19 protein-coding genes are annotated in these 15,526 nt (G+C 71.5%); 16 read left to right on the forward strand and 3 right to left on the reverse strand.

Annotated elements, in window-relative coordinates:
* Positions 1–11 precede the first annotated feature (11 nt).
* The 15 genes from ACFFBG_RS02715 to acs all read left to right on the forward strand — a co-directional run bounded on the left by ACFFBG_RS02715 (position 12) and on the right by acs (position 12,847).
* Positions 12–632 (forward strand): response regulator, encoded by a 621-nt coding sequence (locus ACFFBG_RS02715; RefSeq protein ID WP_375476221.1) that lies wholly within the window; start codon positions 12–14, stop codon positions 630–632.
* A gap of 597 nt (positions 633–1,229) precedes the next feature.
* Entirely contained in the window at positions 1,230–1,577 is a 348-nt protein-coding gene (locus ACFFBG_RS02720; protein ID WP_375475348.1) for a YciI family protein, read from the forward strand.
* Positions 1,574–2,815 (forward strand): RNA polymerase sigma factor, encoded by a 1,242-nt coding sequence (locus ACFFBG_RS02725; RefSeq protein WP_375475349.1) that lies wholly within the window; start codon positions 1,574–1,576, stop codon positions 2,813–2,815. Before ACFFBG_RS02720 ends, ACFFBG_RS02725 begins: the two co-directional genes overlap by 4 nt.
* A 33-nt stretch (positions 2,816–2,848) precedes the next feature.
* A complete protein-coding gene (rpe, locus tag ACFFBG_RS02730; RefSeq protein ID WP_375475351.1) occupies positions 2,849–3,517 on the forward strand; it encodes a ribulose-phosphate 3-epimerase in 669 nt (222 codons plus the stop codon).
* A 4-nt stretch (positions 3,518–3,521) separates the two neighbouring features.
* Positions 3,522–4,562: a bifunctional diaminohydroxyphosphoribosylaminopyrimidine deaminase/5-amino-6-(5-phosphoribosylamino)uracil reductase RibD gene (gene ribD / locus ACFFBG_RS02735; protein ID WP_375475353.1), complete on the forward strand. Its 1,041-nt coding sequence runs from the start codon at positions 3,522–3,524 to the stop codon at positions 4,560–4,562.
* A gap of 2 nt (positions 4,563–4,564) precedes the next feature.
* Positions 4,565–5,167, forward strand: a complete 603-nt coding sequence (locus ACFFBG_RS02740; protein WP_375475355.1) for a riboflavin synthase — start codon at positions 4,565–4,567, stop codon at positions 5,165–5,167.
* Positions 5,164–6,399: a bifunctional 3,4-dihydroxy-2-butanone-4-phosphate synthase/GTP cyclohydrolase II gene (locus ACFFBG_RS02745; RefSeq protein WP_375475357.1), complete on the forward strand. Its 1,236-nt coding sequence runs from the start codon at positions 5,164–5,166 to the stop codon at positions 6,397–6,399. The genes ACFFBG_RS02740 and ACFFBG_RS02745 overlap by 4 nt, the downstream gene beginning before the upstream one ends.
* On the forward strand, positions 6,399–6,875 hold the full coding sequence (ribH, locus tag ACFFBG_RS02750; protein ID WP_375475359.1) for a 6,7-dimethyl-8-ribityllumazine synthase: 477 nt from the start codon (positions 6,399–6,401) through the stop codon (positions 6,873–6,875). The genes ACFFBG_RS02745 and ribH overlap by 1 nt, the downstream gene beginning before the upstream one ends.
* A gap of 55 nt (positions 6,876–6,930) precedes the next feature.
* The gene (locus ACFFBG_RS02755; protein WP_375475361.1) at positions 6,931–7,380 is read left to right on the forward strand and encodes a universal stress protein; all 450 of its coding nucleotides are present in this window, start codon (positions 6,931–6,933) and stop codon (positions 7,378–7,380) included.
* 6 nt (positions 7,381–7,386) lie between these two features.
* A complete protein-coding gene (locus ACFFBG_RS02760) occupies positions 7,387–8,457 on the forward strand; it encodes an adenylate/guanylate cyclase domain-containing protein (RefSeq protein WP_375475363.1) in 1,071 nt (356 codons plus the stop codon).
* Between the two features lie 52 nt (positions 8,458–8,509).
* Complete coding sequence (locus ACFFBG_RS02765; RefSeq protein ID WP_375475365.1) at positions 8,510–8,773, forward strand: phosphoribosyl-ATP diphosphatase; 264 nt, start codon at positions 8,510–8,512, stop codon at positions 8,771–8,773.
* A gap of 42 nt (positions 8,774–8,815) precedes the next feature.
* Positions 8,816–9,661, forward strand: coding sequence for an ATP phosphoribosyltransferase (gene hisG, locus ACFFBG_RS02770; RefSeq protein ID WP_375475367.1), 846 nt, complete (start codon positions 8,816–8,818; stop codon positions 9,659–9,661).
* Positions 9,658–10,107, forward strand: coding sequence for a PH domain-containing protein (locus ACFFBG_RS02775; protein ID WP_375475369.1), 450 nt, complete (start codon positions 9,658–9,660; stop codon positions 10,105–10,107). Before hisG ends, ACFFBG_RS02775 begins: the two co-directional genes overlap by 4 nt.
* Before the next feature lie 93 nt (positions 10,108–10,200).
* Positions 10,201–10,833, forward strand: coding sequence for an acetate uptake transporter (locus ACFFBG_RS02780; RefSeq protein WP_375475371.1), 633 nt, complete (start codon positions 10,201–10,203; stop codon positions 10,831–10,833).
* A gap of 43 nt (positions 10,834–10,876) precedes the next feature.
* Positions 10,877–12,847, forward strand: a complete 1,971-nt coding sequence (gene acs, locus ACFFBG_RS02785; RefSeq protein ID WP_375475372.1) for an acetate--CoA ligase — start codon at positions 10,877–10,879, stop codon at positions 12,845–12,847.
* 85 nt (positions 12,848–12,932) lie between these two features.
* On the opposite strand, the gene ACFFBG_RS02790 is transcribed toward acs, so the two are convergent.
* From ACFFBG_RS02790 to ACFFBG_RS02800, 3 genes are all read right to left on the reverse strand, one after another.
* The gene (locus ACFFBG_RS02790; RefSeq protein WP_375475374.1) at positions 12,933–13,454 is read right to left on the reverse strand and encodes a hypothetical protein; all 522 of its coding nucleotides are present in this window, start codon (positions 13,452–13,454) and stop codon (positions 12,933–12,935) included.
* A 129-nt stretch (positions 13,455–13,583) separates the two neighbouring features.
* Positions 13,584–14,423, reverse strand: coding sequence for a DUF72 domain-containing protein (locus tag ACFFBG_RS02795; protein WP_375475376.1), 840 nt, complete (start codon positions 14,421–14,423; stop codon positions 13,584–13,586).
* Between the two features lie 40 nt (positions 14,424–14,463).
* A complete protein-coding gene (locus ACFFBG_RS02800; protein ID WP_375475378.1) occupies positions 14,464–15,123 on the reverse strand; it encodes a GNAT family N-acetyltransferase in 660 nt (219 codons plus the stop codon).
* Positions 15,124–15,207: 84 nt separating this feature from the next.
* Here ACFFBG_RS02800 and ACFFBG_RS02805 point away from each other — a divergent pair, with 84 nt between their 5' ends.
* The gene (locus tag ACFFBG_RS02805; protein ID WP_375475380.1) at positions 15,208–15,399 is read left to right on the forward strand and encodes a DUF3046 domain-containing protein; all 192 of its coding nucleotides are present in this window, start codon (positions 15,208–15,210) and stop codon (positions 15,397–15,399) included.
* Positions 15,400–15,526: the final 127 nt, after the last annotated feature.

Here is a 15,526-nt window from a genome sequence, read left to right on the forward strand (position 1 = left end):
ATGACCACCCGATGTTTCGCGACGGGCTGCGCGTCGCGTTGAGCACGCTGCCCGGGATCGAGGTCATCGCCGACGTCGCGAGCGGCGCCCAGGCCGTCGACGCGGCCCGGGAGCACCAGCCCGACGTCGTGCTCATGGACGTCAACATGCCCGATCTCAACGGCATCGAGGCCACCCGGCGGATCGTCGGCGAGAGCCCGCACATCGGGGTCCTGATTCTCACCATGTTCGACGAGGACGAGAACGTCTTCCAGGCCATGCGCGCCGGCGCCCGCGGCTACCTGCTCAAGGAGGCCGACCAGGCCGACATCGTGCACGCGGTGCGGGCAGTCGGACGCGGCAACGCCGTCTTCGGTCCGGCGCTCGCCAAGCGGTTGATCAGCTACTTCGCCGCCGGGCGCGACGCCGCGCTGCCGTTCACCGGGCTCACCGATCGCGAACGGGAGGTGCTCGAGCTGATCGCCCAGGGCCGCGGCAACCCCGACATCGCGCGTGAGCTCGGGTTGACGGTGAAGACCGTTCGCAACCACGTCTCCAACATCTTCGCCAAGCTGCAGGTCGGCGACCGGGCCCAGGCGATCGTCCGGGCCCGCGAAGCCGGGCTCGGCCGGGCCGCCGGCCGTGCCGGCTGAGCAGCAACCTGTCTCCCGCGCCTTCCAGCGCCACGGTGTCCCGAGAGCGGCTCCAGCTCGATGTGGATACGCAGCCGTGGCTCGGACGCCGAGGAAGATCGGCACGCGCGCGTAAACGGGTTGCTGGTCGGCCAGCAGCGGCGTGGCTTGGGGCTCAGGTCGACCAGGCACGCGACGGCGGTCTCGTGCGGTCCGCTCCCGGCGACCAGCAGCGAGTCGTACCAGGAGGCCAAGCTGGACCACGTCTCAGGGAGGTTGGCTGCCGGCTGCGACATCCGCTGACCTCTACCTCGCTGGAGGTTCCAAGCGAACCCGAAAGGGCTTGAGCGTAGTTCAGCGCCGGTCAGCCCAGGCGCGCATGGGCGCACACATCACCGCGAGCACGCTCCCCGCGCGAACACCGCAGGAAGCCAAGACCCAGCACAGCGCAGTCCGCGACGGACGTTCGTAGGCCGGCACTCGTAAAAGTGTGCCGGACTTGGCAAGACGCGAGACGTCGACCGTTCAGGCGGCTTTCGGGTGTCCTCTCCGGCGCTTTCCGTTCGTCCTTCTGGTGAGATCGGGCGAACGACCCGATCAGAGAGAGGGAGCACCGACATGCCGCAGTACGCAGCGCTGATCTACGGCCCCGACATCGAGCCGGCCGAGCTGGCAGACGGCGTCATGGCCGACTACAACCGCTTCGGCGAGGAGAACGCCGCCGTGATCCGCGGCGGGGCCGCCCTGCATCCGACGAGCACAGCCACCACGGTGCGTGTCGTCGGGGCCCGCGGCGGCGACGTCGTCACCAGCGACGGGCTGTACGCCGAGACCAAGGAGGCGCTGACCGGCTTCTACCTCGTCGAAGCCGACGACCTGGACGCGGCCATCGCCATCGCCGCGCAGCTGCCGGCCGCCTGGGACGGCGCCGTCGAGGTGCGACCGGTCGTGGACTTCGGCGGGTGACCGACGCCGCCGGCGAGCTGGCGCAGACCGTCCGGGTCGAGGGCGCGCGCCTGCTCGCGACCCTCGTCCGGACGGTCGGCGACCTGCAGCTGGCCGAGGACGCGGTGCAGGAGGCCGCTGTCCGGGCGCTACGCGACTGGCCCCGCAGCGGCGTCCCCGACCAGCCGCGCGCGTGGTTGACCGTCGCCGCGCGACGCGCGGCAATCGACATCGTCCGCCGGGAGAGCCAGCGCCGGGACAGGGAACGGGACGCGAGCGCGATGGCGCTGACGACGCAGGACGAGCCGGCCGAGGTGCCGGACAGCGTGGTGCGCGACGACCAGCTGCGGTTGTTGTTCGTGTGCTGCCACCCGGCGCTGTCGCTCGAGGCGCAGGTGCCGCTGGCGCTTCGGGTGCTCTGCGGGCTCAGCCCGGCGCAGATCGCCGACGTGCTGCTGACCGGCGAGCCGGCCGTGGCCAAGCGCCTCACGCGGGCGCGGGCCAAGATCGCCCGTGCGGCGATCCCGTACCGCGTGCCGGGCGACGCCGAGCTGCCCGCGCGGCTGGCGGGGGTGTGCGCCGTGGTGCACGCCGCCTACACCGCCGCGCACACGGCGAGCGGCGCCGAGCTCAGCGACGTCGACGGCTGTGTCGAGGCGCGCCGGCTCGCCCGGCTCGTCCACGACCTGCTGCCGGACGAGCCGATGCCCGCGGCGGTGCTGGCGCTGATCCTGCTGACCGAGGCCCGCCGGCCCGCGCGCCTCGCCGCCGGCGAGGTTGTCCTGCTGGCCGACCAGGACCGCTCGCTGTGGGATCGCGCAGCCGTCGAGGAAGGCCGCCAGCTGCTGGCAGACTCGCTGCGCCGCACTGCCGGCCTCGCCGACGCCTATCAGTTGGAGGCGGCCGTCGCGGCCGAGCACGCCGTGGCCGGCAGCTGCGACACGACGGATTGGCGCGAGATCGTCCGGCTCTACGACCTGCTGCTCACCGTGCGACCGACGTCGTCGGTGCGCTTGGCCCGCGCCGTTGCGCTGGCCGAGGCCGACGGCGCGACCGCAGGGCTGCGCGCGCTCGACGACGTCGCGTCGCATCCGCGCCGGGAGGCCGTGCGCAGCGAGCTGCTCGCGCGCGCCGGGCAGCTCGCGGCTGCGGCGGACGCCGCGCGCGAGTCGCTGGCCGCACCGGCGCCGGCGGCCGAGCGGCGGCACCGGGAGCGCCGGGTCGCGGAGTGGACGGCCGCCGCGCAACGCCGTCATTAGACTGCGGCTGGTGACTGAAGGGGCGACAGGGCGATGATCGAGCCGATGATCGCGCCGAGCATTCTGTCCGCCGACTTCGCCCGCCTCGCCGACGCCGCGGACTCCGTGGAGCGCGCCGACTGGCTGCATGTCGACGTCATGGACTACCACTTCGTGCCCAACCTGACGATCGGGCTGCCCGTGGTGCGCAGCCTGCACGCCGCCACCGACCTGCCGCTCGACTGCCACCTGATGATCGAGGATCCCGACCGCTGGGCCCCGGCCTACGCCGAGGCAGGCGCGGCGAACGTCACCTTCCACATCGAGGCGGCGAAGGACCCGGTCGCGACCGCCCGGGCGATCCGCGCGGCCGGGGCGCTCGCCGGGCTGTCGATCAAGCCGGCGACCGAGCTGGACCCCTATCTCGACGTGCTGCGCGAGTTCGACACGCTCCTGGTGATGACGGTCGAGCCTGGCTTCGGCGGCCAGGAGTTCATGGCCGAGGTGCTGCCGAAAGTCCGCCGGGCGCGCGAGGAGGTGCGCAGCGGGCACCTGCGGCTGTTCATCGAGGTCGACGGCGGCATCGACGCGGACACCATCGAGGCGGCCGCCGCGGCGGGCGCCGACGTCTTCGTCGCCGGCTCCGCGGTGTTCAGCGCGGACGATCCGGGCGCGGCGGTCGAGGCGCTGCGCGCCCGGGCCCGCCGCGCCATGCCGGGCTGAGACGATGGCCGTCACCGACACCGAGCTGGCCGCCATGCACCGGGCGCTGGCCCTGGCCGAGACCGTCCGCGGCCGCACCAGCCCCAACCCCGCGGTCGGCGCCGTGGTGCTGACGCCGGCCGGCGAGCTCGCCGGCGAGGGCGCGACCGCGCCCGCCGGCGGCCCGCACGCCGAGATCCGCGCGTTGGCCGAGGCCGGCGACGAGGCGCGCGACAGCACCGCTGTCGTCACCCTCGAGCCGTGCGCGCACACCGGCCGCACCGGCCCGTGCACCGAGGCGCTGCGGGCGGCCGGCGTCGCGCGGGTCGTCTACGCCGTGGACGACCCGACCCCGGCCGCCGCCGGCGGGGCGAGCGTGCTGCGCGAGGCCGGCGTGGACGTCGTGGGCGGCGTTGAGGAGCACGCCGCCGCCAGCGGGGCGCTCCGGCCGTGGCTGCACGCCGTGCGCACCGGGCGCCCGTTCGTCACCTGGAAGTTCGCCGCCACCCTCGACGGCCGGGTCGCCGCCGCCGATTCGACCTCGCGCTGGATCTCCTCCGCCCCGTCGCGAGCCGACGCGCACCTGCTGCGCGCGACCGTCGACGCGATCGTCGTCGGCAGCGGCACGGTCCTCGCCGACGACCCGCAGCTGACCGCGCGGCTCGGGGAAACCCTGGCCGACCAGCAGCCGTTGCGGGTGGTGCTCGACCGCCGGCACCGGGTGCACGACGGCCGGGTGCTCGATTCGGCGGCCGAGACGCTGATCCTGGACACCGCGGTGCCGCGGTTCGCGCTGAAGGCGCTGTTCGACCGCGGTGTGCGACACGTGCTGCTGGAGGGCGGCCCGACGCTCGCCGGGGCGTTCCTCGAGGACCATTGCGTCGACGAGGTGGTCGCCTACCTCGCCCCGCTGCTGCTCGGCGCGGGCCCGAACGCGCTGGGCGAGGCGGGCATCGGAACACTGGTCGACGCGGCCGTGTTGGAGGTCGAGTCGGTGTCGCGCACTGGCAACGACGTCAAAGTGGTCGCCCGGCCCCGCTGGGCCGAGCAGGCGACGGAGGAGTAGCGGTGTTCACCGGAATCATCGAAGAGGTCGGCGAGGTCGTCGATCTGGAGCTGCGCGGGGACTCGGCGGTGCTGCACGTGCGCGCCGCGGCCGTCGCCGACGACCTCGCGCACGGCGCGTCCATCGCGGTGAACGGCGTCTGCCTCACCGTCGTCGGCTGGCAGGCCGGCGAGTCGACCGCGATCGACTTCGACGTCATGGGCGAGACCCTCAAGCGCTCGGTGGTCGGCGGCCTCGCGGCCGGCGACCGCGTCAACCTGGAACGCGCCGTGCGCGCCGACACCCGGCTCGGCGGCCACGTCGTGCAGGGCCACGTCGACGGCATCGGGGTCGTGGTTTCCCGCACAACCGGCAACGAGTGGGAGGCCGTCCGGTTCGGCCTGCCCGCCGAACTCGCCCGCTTCGTCGCCGAGAAGGGCTCGGTGGCGATCGACGGCGTCTCGCTGACCGTCACCGGCGTCGGCCCGGACTGGTTCGAAGTCGGCCTCATCCCCGAGACGTTGCGGGCGACCACCCTCGGGACCAAGGCGGCCGGCGACTCGGTGAACCTGGAGGTCGACGTGCTCGCCAAATACGTCGCGCGACTACTGGAGACCCGGCCATGAGCACGTTGCGGCTCGACTCGATCGACCGCGCGGTCGCCGACATCAAGGCCGGTCGACCGGTTGTGGTCATCGACGACGAGGACCGCGAGAACGAGGGCGACCTGATCTTCGCCGCCGAGCTGGCGACGCCTGAGCTCGTCGCGTTCACCGTGCGCTACACCTCCGGCTACATCTGCGTGCCGGTCACCGAGGCCGACGCCGACCGGCTCGAGCTGCCGCCGATGTTCCACACCAACCAGGACCGCCGCGGCACCGCCTACACCGTCACGGTCGACGCCCGCGAAGGCGTCTCCACCGGCATCTCCGCGGCCGACCGCGCAAGCACCATCCGGCTGCTGGCCGACCCCAAAGCCGACGCCACCGCGTTCTCCCGCCCGGGCCACGTCGTGCCGTTGCGCGCCAAGGACGGCGGCGTGCTGCGCCGGCCGGGCCACACGGAGGCCGCGGTCGACCTCGCCCGGCTCGCCGGTCTGCACCCGGCCGCGGTGCTCTGCGAGGTCGTCAGCGAGAAGGACCCGATCGGCATGGCGCGCGGCGAGGAGCTGCGCGTGTTCGCCGACGAGCACGATCTCGCGATGATCTCCATCGCCGACCTGATCGCCTACCGCCGCCGGTTCGAAAAGCTCGTCCAGCGCGAGGTGCAGGCGCGGGTGCCGCTGCGCTACGGCGAGTACACCGCGGTCGGCTACTCCTCGAGCTATGACGAGCGCGAGCACGTGGCGTTCGTCTTCGGCGAGCTCGGCGCGGGCGAGGACGTGCTGGTCCGCGTGCACTCCGAATGCCTCACCGGCGACGTGTTCGGCTCGCTGCGCTGCGACTGCGGGCCACAGCTGGACGCCGCGCTCGCCGCCGTCGCGCGCGAGGGCCGCGGCGTCGTCCTCTACATCCGCGGCCACGAGGGCAGGGGCATCGGCCTGCTGCACAAGCTGCAGGCCTACCAGCTGCAGGACGCCGGCAGCGACACCCTCGACGCCAACCTCGAGCTCGGCCTGCCCGCCGACGCGCGCGATTACGGCACGGGCGCGCAGATTCTGGTCGATCTCGGCGTCCGCTCGATGCGCCTGCTCACCAACAACCCGGCCAAGCGCGCCGGCCTCGAGGGGTACGGGCTGCACATCACCGGCCGCGAGCCGTTGCCGGTGCACGCCAATCCGCACAACCTGCGTTACCTGGAGACCAAGCGCGATCGGATGGGCCACGACCCCGACTTCATCCTCGAGGACGGCGCCTAATGGCAGGGCACGGCGCGCCCGACCTGCGAGCCGACGGTCGCGGCCTGTCCGTGGTGGTGCTGGCCAGCCAGTGGCACCAAACCGTGATGGATGGTTTGGTGGACGGCACGCGTCGCGCGCTGCGTGAGGCAGGCGTGACGGACGTCGTGGAGCTGCGCGTGCCGGGCGTGTTCGAGCTGCCCGTCGCCGCGGCGCGGGTGACGACCGAGCCCGTCGACGCGGTGGTCGCGCTCGGCGTCGTGATCCGCGGCGGCACCCCGCACTTCGACTACGTCTGCGACGCCGCGACCCAGGGCCTCACCGCGGTGTCGGTGCGCACCGGCGTGCCCGTCGGGTTCGGCGTGCTCACCTGCGACGACGAGCAGCAGGCGCTCGACCGGGCCGGCCTGCCCGGCTCGGCAGAGGACAAGGGCCACGAGGCCGCCACCGCCGCGATCGCCGCGGCGCGCGCGCTCGCGGGCTACCACCGACCCTGACCGGCGCTGACCGACCCTGACCGGCGCTGACCGGGATGGCCGCTATGGTTTCGCCATGGCTGGTTACCGGACGGTAGTCGTCGGCACCGACGGCTCGGAGACCTCGTACCGCGCCGTCGAACGCGCCGCCGTGCTGGCGCAGGACGCGCACGCCGCGCTCGTGATCGCGTGCGCGTACGCGCCCGAGAAGCCAGACCCGGCCGCCCAGGACGTGTTGAAGGACGAGGGTTACCAGGTCGTGGGCTCGGCGCCCGCGGAGGACTCCCTCGGCCGGGCGCGCGACCACGCTGTCGGCGCCGGCGCGGTGGACGTCGCCATCGACACCCGCGCCCTGCCGGGCAAGGCCGCCGAGTCGCTGATCGCGTTGGTCGGCGAGCTCGGCGCGGACCTGCTGGTCGTGGGCAACCGCGGCCTGAACACGCTGGCCGGGCGGCTCATCGGCTCGGTGCCGCAGGACGTCGTGCGGCATTCGCCGGTCGACGTCCTGGTCGTGCACACCACCTGAGCAGCCGTGCCAGACCCAAGCGAAGCGCCCGACGCAAGCGAAGCGCCAGACGCAAGCGAAGCGCCAGACGCGCCGGCGGCCGGCGGCCTCGGCGAGCTCATCGCCAAGGTCGACCAGCACCTGCTCGACGGCGAGCGTGAGTTCACCCGGCACGAGGTCGCGGAGCAGTCCGGGCTGTCGTTGGACGAAGCGCGCATCCTGTGGCGAGCCCTCGGCTTCGCCGCGGTCGACGACGACTCCCGAGTTTTCGCCGCCGCCGACATCGCGGCGCTGCGCAACGTCGCGAAGTTCAAAGAGCTCGCGGGCGTCGACGACGACGTCTTGCACGCCATGACGCGCATCATCGGCCAGACGTTCGCCCGGTTGGCGTCCTGGCAGGGGCAGATCACCATGGAGATGGTCGCCCGCGAACCGGATCTGCTGACGGCGAACGGCGGCGACGGCGTCATCGCGCTGATGGAGCAGCTGACGCCCATGGTCGGCGAGCTGCACGAGTACGTGTGGCGCCGGCAGCTGGCCGCGTACTTCGCCCGGGCCGCGTCCGGCGCGATCGCCGACCAGCGCGCCGAATCGCAGATGGCCGTCGGGTTTGCCGACCTGGCCGACTTCACGGCGTTCACCCGCCACTCGTCCGAGCACGACCTGCGCCGGGTGCTCGGCTCGTTCGAGACCATCGCGACCGACATCGTCGGGTCGAACCAGGGCCAGATCGTCAAGACGATCGGCGACGAGGTGCTGTTCGTCGCCGACGACCCGAGCTCGGCGGCCGAGATCGCCCTCGCGCTCGTCGAGGCCGCCGGCGGCGATCTTCCGCAGCTGCGGGCCGGCGTCGCGTTCGGCGACGTCGTCAGCCGCCTCGGCGACGTCTACGGCCAGACCGTCAACATCGCCAGCCGGCTGACGTCGCTCGCCCGCACCGGGTCGGTGTTGGTCGACGAGGGGATGTCGGCCGCGCTGCGCGAGAGCCCCCGGTACACGCTGAAAGCGCTGCGCCCGGTGTCGGTGCGCGGTTACCACCACCTGCGTGGCCACCGGTTGCGCCGCGCCGAGGGCGGAGCGCGCCGGGCCGACAGCTGAGCCGGGCCGACAACTGAGCCGGGCCAGCCCGCGCCGGTACCCTCGCCTCGAGATGAAAACCTTCGACCAGCTGTTCGCCGAGCTCACCGACCGGCAGCGCGAGCGGCCCGCCGGCTCCGGCACCGTCGCCGCGCTCGACGCCGGCGTGCACGAGCAGGGCAAGAAGGTCGTCGAGGAGGCCGCCGAGGTGTGGCTGGCGGCCGAGCACGAATCCGCTGAGCGGGCGGCCGAGGAGATCAGCCAGCTACTCTACCGTGTCCAGGTGATCATGCTCGGCAAGGGCATCACGCTCGAGGACGTGTACCGACATCTCTAGCCGGTCGGCTAAGTTCCTGATCGCCCGTCAACGAGGAAGCCCATGCTTCGCATCGCCGTCCCGAACAAGGGATCGCTGTCCGAGCCGGCCAGCCAGATGCTGGTCGAGGCCGGCTACCGTCAACGCGCCGACCCCCGCGAGCTCGTCCTGCTCGACGCCGACAACGACACCGAGTTCTTCTTCCTGCGCCCGCGCGACATCGCGATCTACGTCGGGTCCGGCCAACTCGACGTCGGCATCACCGGCCAGGACCTCTTGCTGGACTCCGGCGCGCCCGCCGAGGCGATCCTGCCGCTCGGCTTCGCCGGCTCGACGTTCCGCTTCGCCGCGAAGGTCGACGCCGGCATGTCCGTCGACGACCTCGCCGGCAAACGCGTCGCCACGGCGTATCCGGGGGTGGTCCGCGCCTATCTCGCCCAGCGCGGCCTGACCGCCGAGGTGATCAGCCTCGACGGAGCCGTCGAGACCTCGGTGCGGCTGGGCGTCGCGGACGTGATCGCCGACGTCGTGTCCACCGGCACGACGCTGCGCAACGCGGGGCTCGACGTCTTCGGCGAGCCGCTGCTCACCAGCGAAGCGGTGCTGATCCAGGCGGCCGGCGCCCCCGCAACGCCGCGCGTGGAGCAGCTGGTCCGCCGGCTGCAGGGGGTGATCATCGCTCGGCAGTACGTGCTGATGGACTACGACATCTCCGACGACCTGGTCGAGAAGGCCGTCGCGATCACGCCCGGCATCGAATCGCCGACCGTCTCTCCGCTGCACGAGAACGGCTGGTCGGCGGTGCGCTCGATGGTGCCACGCCGCGACACAAACGCCGTGATGGACGAGCTGTGGGAACTCGGCGCGCGCGGCATCCTCGTCACGTCGATCGCGGCGTGTCGGCTGTGAGCGAGATCGTCCTGACTGCTCGGCCGCGGCGCACCGCGGTGATCGCGAACGCGGCTGCGGGCGTCGCGCTGGCCGCCTTCGTCGTCGTCGCGCTGTTGATGCGCCGGGACAACGCCGGCGCGGTGTTCGGCTACAAGGACCAGCTGTTCACCGTCGTCGTCGGGTTGATCGTCGCCGGCGGGCTTCGGCTGCCGGCCCGGCCGAGGCTGCGCGCCGACGCCGAGGCCGTCTACGCGCGCGGGTACCTCGGCGACTACCGCAAGATCCCGTGGGCCGCGGTCGTCGCCGTCGAGTTCCCGCGCAAGGCGCGGTTCGCGCGGCTGGTGCTGCCGGGCGACGAGGTGCTCGCCCTCTACGCGGTGCAGCGGATGGACCGCGAGCTCGCGGTCGAGAAGATGCGCGGGCTGCGCCAGCTGTTCGCGCAGACGCACCCGGTCGTTAGCTGAGACCGGGCCGATCGAGGGCCCTTGCATGTGACGCGGGTCACTGGCAACTTGAGTAGGCAAAACGGACGATGTCCTACTTAAGGAGGACCTGCAATGTCGCAGCATGCCGCCGAAACCGCCAGCGCGCCGAGCTCTGCTCCCGGGTTTGGCGCCTCGATCTCCGATCCGGGGCCGTTGGGCCTCGCGGCGTTCGCCGCCACCACGTTCTTCCTGTCCGCGGTCAACGCGGACCTGCTGCACGGCACCGTCGAGGCGGGCGTGTTCGGGTTGGCGATCTTCTACGGGGGCATCGCGCAGCTGCTTGCCGGCATGTGGGAGTTCGCGAAGGGCAACACCTTCGGCGCGACGGCCTTCAGCTCGTTCGGCGCCTTCTGGCTCGCCTTCTGGTGGTTCGTCACCCACGGCGTGCCCGCCATGGTGGCGGCTAAGGCCACCGCGACCGACATCAACCACGCGGTGGGCACGTTCTTGCTCGTCTGGACGATCTTCACGTTCTACATGCTCATCGCGTCGCTGAGGACCACGCTGGCCGTGGCGGCGGTGTTCCTGGCGCTGGCGTTCACGTTCCTGTTCCTGTGCATCGGCGCCTACGACGCGTCGACGGGGTGGACGAAGACGGGCGGCTGGCTCGGCCTGGTGACCGCGGTGCTCGCCTGGTACGCGAGCTTCGCCGGCGTCACCAACGCCACGTTCAAGCGCGTCGTCCTGCCGGTCTTCGCCCGGTGAACGCATGCTTTGCCCCACTGTCGCGCGGAACTAGGTTCGAGACATGAGCGAAACACTGTCCAACCTGTCGCACGAGGATCGCCGCTTCCCGCCGGCAAAGGAGTTCGCCGACCAGGCCAACGTGCGCGAGGAGGCATACGACCATGCCGCGAAGGACCGGCTGGCGTTCTGGGCCGAGCAGGCGCAGCGGCTGGCGTGGGAGCAGGAGTGGACTGAGGTCCTCGACTGGTCCGACGCGCCGTTCGCCAAGTGGTTCGTCGGCGGCCGGCTCAATGTCGCCTACAACTGCCTCGACCGGCACGTCGCCGACGGCCACGGCGACCAGGTGGCGTACCACTGGGAGGGCGAGCCGGGGGAGACCCGTGCGCTGACCTACGCCGAGCTCAAGGACGAGGTCTGCAAGGCGGCCAACGCGCTGACCGACCTGGGCGTGCGGTCCGGCGACTTCATCGCGATTTACATGCCGATGATCCCGGAGACAGTCGTCGCGATGCTCGCCTGCGCGCGGCTGGGCGCCCCGCACACGGTGATCTTCGGCGGCTTCTCCGCGACGGCGCTGTCGGACCGGATCACCGACTGCGACGCGCGGGTCGTGATCACCGCCGACGGCGGCTACCGGCGCGGCTCGCCGGCTGCGCTGAAGCCGGCGGTGGACGAGGCGCTGCAGAAGTGCCCGGACGTCCGGCACACGCTCGTGGTCAAACGGACCGGGCAGGACGTCGAATGGACCGACGGGCGCGACGTGTGGTGGCACGACGCCGTCGACTCCGCCTCGAGCGAGCACGAGTGCGAGTTCTTCGACGCCGAGCACCCGCTGTTCGTCATGTACACCTCCGGCTCGACGGGCAAGCCGAAGGGCATCCTGCACACGTCCGGGGGCTACCTCACGCAGGTGGCGTACACGCACTGGGCGGTGTTCGACCTGAAGCCGGACGCCGACCTGTATTGGTGCGGCGCGGACATCGGCTGGATCACCGGCCACTCCTACATCGTGTACGGGCCGCTGGCGAACCGGACGACGTCGTTCATGTATGAGGGCACGCCGAACACGCCGAACGAGCACCGCTGGTTCGAGATGATCGAGAAGTACAAGATCACGATCTTGTACACGGCCCCGACGACGATCCGCACGTTCATGAAGTGGGGCGAGGACGTGCCGGGCGCGCACGACCTCTCCTCGCTGCGGCTGCTCGGGTCGGTCGGCGAGCCGATCAACCCGGAGGCGTGGATCTGGTACCGCACCAACATCGGCGGCGACCGGACGCCCATCGTGGACACGTGGTGGCAGACCGAGACGGGCGCGATGATGATCAGCCCGCTGCCCGGGGTCTCGGCGACCAAGCCCGGTTCGGCGATCGGCGCGCTGCCGGGCATCGGCGCGGACGTCGTGGACAACGACGGCAAGCCGGTGCCGAACGGCGGCGGCGGGCTGTTGGTGCTGACCGAGCCGTGGCCGTCGATGACCCGCGGCATCTACGGCGACCCCGAGCGGTTCAAGGAGACGTACTGGTCGAAGTTCACCGAGCAGGGCTACTACTTCGCCGGTGACGGCGCGAAGAAGGACGACGACGGCGACCTGTGGCTGCTCGGCCGCGTCGACGACGTCATGAACATCTCCGGCCACCGCATCTCGACGACCGAGGTGGAGTCCGCGCTGGTGTCCCACCCGCAGGTCGCCGAGGCCGCGGTCGTGGGCGCCACCGATCCCACCACCGGACAGGGCATCGTCGCTTTCGTGATCCTGCGTGGCGGCGGCCCGACCGAGGACGCCGAGGGCGAGCAGCTGGTCAAAACGTTGCGCAACCACGTCGCCACCGAAATCGGCGCGATCGCCAAGCCGCGGCAGATCATGATCGTCGCCGAGCTGCCCAAGACGCGGTCGGGCAAGATCATGCGCCGGCTGCTGCGCGACGTCGCCGACCACCGCGAGCTCGGCGACGTCACGACCTTGACCGACTCGTCGGTGATGGACCTGATCGGCGAGCGGATGCCGAACGCCCCAGCCGAAGACTGAGTTCGCTGGTCTTGGCCCCGCGGCGGCGGGCACGCTCGGCGTGTCGCGCCGCCCCGGTGCCAACCTGGCTGGCTTTGGGCCCTGACTACGCCGGCAGCCAGCGCGCGGAACGAGTCTCGAGATCGACGACGAGCTCGCCCGCCGGGGTGTGCGAGGTGAAGGTCGAGCCGGCTTCGACACCGAACAAGGTGAAGGTCAATAGGCGCGCGTCCGCCGGCAACGGCCAGTCGCCGCGGCTGCCATGTGTGCTCGGGCCGCCTACGAACGGAGCTATCGCCCCGCCGTCCGTCGGCTCCCAGGGAAGTTCGACATCGGCGTCGTAGCTGACGCCGACCAAGTAGCGGAAGAAGTCGTCGCGGTGCCCTTCGGACACCCCGGGGGTCAGCTCGTATTCGAGCGCGAAGCCCTGGACCGGAGCGCTGTCGGTCGCCGACTCGTCCCAGTCCGATCTGTTTAGCTGGCCGACGTCGCTGAGCCCGCGTGCCACAAAATGGTGTCCTGGGACAAGTTCGCCGCAGTCGATGTCAAAACACAGCAGGAAGGAACGATCGCTGAGCGCGGGGCCGCGGGGCGGGAGCGTCGGTCCGCGGTTCTTCTTCTTCGGCATGGAGGCGAGTCTCTCAGCGACGAATATCGGGTTTAGGGCGGTGAGGGCGTGAAGATCATCCGGCGCGTCGTCGTGTTCGACGCTGAAGACATCGAAGCCGAGAGCCGCTTCTGGGCCTTCCTGTTCAGTTCAGCTCACCGGATCCCGCGGGCCGACACCCAGCCGCTCGGCCAGTCCCATCGCGTCGAACGGCGCGCGCACCTTGACGTCGTTGTCGAAGTGCACCTGCACGTCCAGCCCGGCGGCAAGCCAGCCGCGGATGTCACCGGCCCAGCGGTCGAGCGCCTCGTCGGTGTAGCCGCTGGTGTAGAGCTCGACGTCGCCGTGCAGCCGCAAATAGACGAGGTCGCTCGTGACGTCGCGCAGCAAGGGCCAGCGCCCGGCGGTGTCGGCGATCACGAGCGCTACGTGGTGCTCGCGCAGCAGCTCTGGAAACGCCGGGGTGACGAAGCTCTTGTGCCGCACCTCGAGCGCGTGCCGCAGCGGCCGATCAGCGTCAGTCATGGTCAGCGCCCGGCCGGTCATCCGCTCGTCATGCCGGCGCGCCAGCCAGGATGCCTCGCCGGTCGAGCGCGGCAGGCCGGCGAAGAAGGCAGCCAACCGATCGGCGTCGAAGCCGAGGTTCGGCGGCAGCTGCCACAGCATCGGGCCGAGCTTCTCGCGCAGTGCGAGCACCCCCGACGCGAAGAAGTTCGCCATCGGCGTCTCGACGCCCACCAGCTTCTTCATGTGCGTGACGAACCGCGGCCCCTTGACCGCGAAGGTGAAGTCGGCCGGCGTCTGCTCGCGCCACCGGGCAAAGCTCGCCGGCCGTTGCAATGAGTAGAACGTGCCGTTGACCTCGACGCTGTTCAGCTGCGACGACAGGTACTGCAGCTCGGCGCGGTGCGGAAGCTTGGGCGGGTAGAACACCTTGCGCCACGGCGGATACAGCCATCCGGACGTGCCGATTCGGACGTCGCCAGCCATTCCTGCACGGTAGAGGGCGGCCGGCGTGACGAACGCGCGCTCACCCCGTCGTCAGCCGCTCGGTCAGGAACGCTTTGGCCGCCGGCCAGTCGTCGTCGGTCATCGAGTACTGCACCGTGGTGCGCCATGAGCCGTCCCGCCGGAGCCGGTGCTTGCGCAGTTCCCCTTCCCGAGTCGCGCCGAGCCGGGCGATCGCCGCCTGGGAACGTTCGTTGTGGATGTCGGTGTGCCAAACGACGCGCGCGGCGCCGAGCGTGTCGAAGGCGTGCGTCAGCATCAGCAGCTTCGACTCGGTGTTGTGCCCCCGCCGCCACCACTTCGTGCCCAGCCAGGTGTGGCCGATGCCCAGGGTGCGCAGTGCGGGGAGCACGTCGTAGTAGGACGTGCTGCCCGCGACCTCGCCGGTCGTCGCGTCGAGCTGGACGTAGGCGAACCGCTCGCCTCGCGCCCGGGCGGCGAGCGCGGCGACGATGTCGGCGCGCGCGTCGTCCAGTGTCCTTGGGGCGCCGCTCGTCGAGCCAGCTGAGTTGAGCCAGCGGAACACGGTGTCGCCGTCTTGTCCGGCGGCGGCCAGATAGCCGGTGACGTGCTCGAGCGACAGCGGTTCCAGCCGGATCAACCGCCCGGTGAGGACGGGCAGGGCGAACCACTCGTCGGGGGAGACCACGCTCGCGATCTTGCCAGCTGCCGCCACCTCCATTGGGCGCTGCCGGCGGCCTGCGTGGCGCCGCAGCTGAGCACAGCCCGCGGCCGCGGCGCGACGACTTGTGCTTAGGCTTGCGGCGTGCGACTCACGGAGTTCTGGCGGCGCATGGGCGAGCGCTTCGGCGCGGCTTACGCCGCGAGCCTCGCCGCCGATTACCGCCTGCCGATGATCGGCTCGACGATCGACGACGCGCTGTCCCGTGGGGTCGAGGCGAAGGAGATCTGGCGGGCGGTCTGCGCCGAATTCGAGATGCCGGCGTCGCTGCGCTGACCGGGATTTCCCGGCGGCGTGTCGCCACGCAGATCGAACACGCGTTCGGCTAATCTCTGGCCAGCGGACATCCACAGGACGACTTGAGATCCGCCGGTTGTCCACAACCTGCGCGTCCCAGCCGGTT

The sequence above is a fragment of the uncultured Jatrophihabitans sp. genome, from assembly GCF_964251945.1.
Classification (GTDB): domain Bacteria; phylum Actinomycetota; class Actinomycetes; order Mycobacteriales; family Jatrophihabitantaceae; genus Jatrophihabitans.

Excerpts from the sequence above, each read along its gene's own strand:
- ACFFBG_RS02715 (WP_375476221.1), top strand. The coding sequence starts at position 12 with ATGTTTCGCGACGGGCTGCGCGTCGCGTTGAGCACGCTGCCCGGGATC.
- ACFFBG_RS02720 (WP_375475348.1), top strand. The coding sequence starts at position 1,230 with ATGCCGCAGTACGCAGCGCTGATCTACGGCCCCGACATCGAGCCGGCC.
- rpe (WP_375475351.1), top strand. The coding sequence starts at position 2,849 with ATGATCGAGCCGATGATCGCGCCGAGCATTCTGTCCGCCGACTTCGCC.
- ribD (WP_375475353.1), top strand. The coding sequence starts at position 3,522 with ATGGCCGTCACCGACACCGAGCTGGCCGCCATGCACCGGGCGCTGGCC.
- ACFFBG_RS02745 (WP_375475357.1), top strand. The coding sequence starts at position 5,164 with ATGAGCACGTTGCGGCTCGACTCGATCGACCGCGCGGTCGCCGACATC.
- ribH (WP_375475359.1), top strand. The coding sequence starts at position 6,399 with ATGGCAGGGCACGGCGCGCCCGACCTGCGAGCCGACGGTCGCGGCCTG.
- ACFFBG_RS02755 (WP_375475361.1), top strand. The coding sequence starts at position 6,931 with ATGGCTGGTTACCGGACGGTAGTCGTCGGCACCGACGGCTCGGAGACC.
- ACFFBG_RS02765 (WP_375475365.1), top strand. The coding sequence starts at position 8,510 with ATGAAAACCTTCGACCAGCTGTTCGCCGAGCTCACCGACCGGCAGCGC.
- hisG (WP_375475367.1), top strand. The coding sequence starts at position 8,816 with ATGCTTCGCATCGCCGTCCCGAACAAGGGATCGCTGTCCGAGCCGGCC.
- ACFFBG_RS02780 (WP_375475371.1), top strand. The coding sequence starts at position 10,201 with ATGTCGCAGCATGCCGCCGAAACCGCCAGCGCGCCGAGCTCTGCTCCC.
- acs (WP_375475372.1), top strand. The coding sequence starts at position 10,877 with ATGAGCGAAACACTGTCCAACCTGTCGCACGAGGATCGCCGCTTCCCG.
- ACFFBG_RS02790 (WP_375475374.1), bottom strand. The coding sequence starts at position 13,454 with ATGCCGAAGAAGAAGAACCGCGGACCGACGCTCCCGCCCCGCGGCCCC.
- ACFFBG_RS02795 (WP_375475376.1), bottom strand. The coding sequence starts at position 14,423 with ATGGCTGGCGACGTCCGAATCGGCACGTCCGGATGGCTGTATCCGCCG.
- ACFFBG_RS02800 (WP_375475378.1), bottom strand. The coding sequence starts at position 15,123 with ATGGAGGTGGCGGCAGCTGGCAAGATCGCGAGCGTGGTCTCCCCCGAC.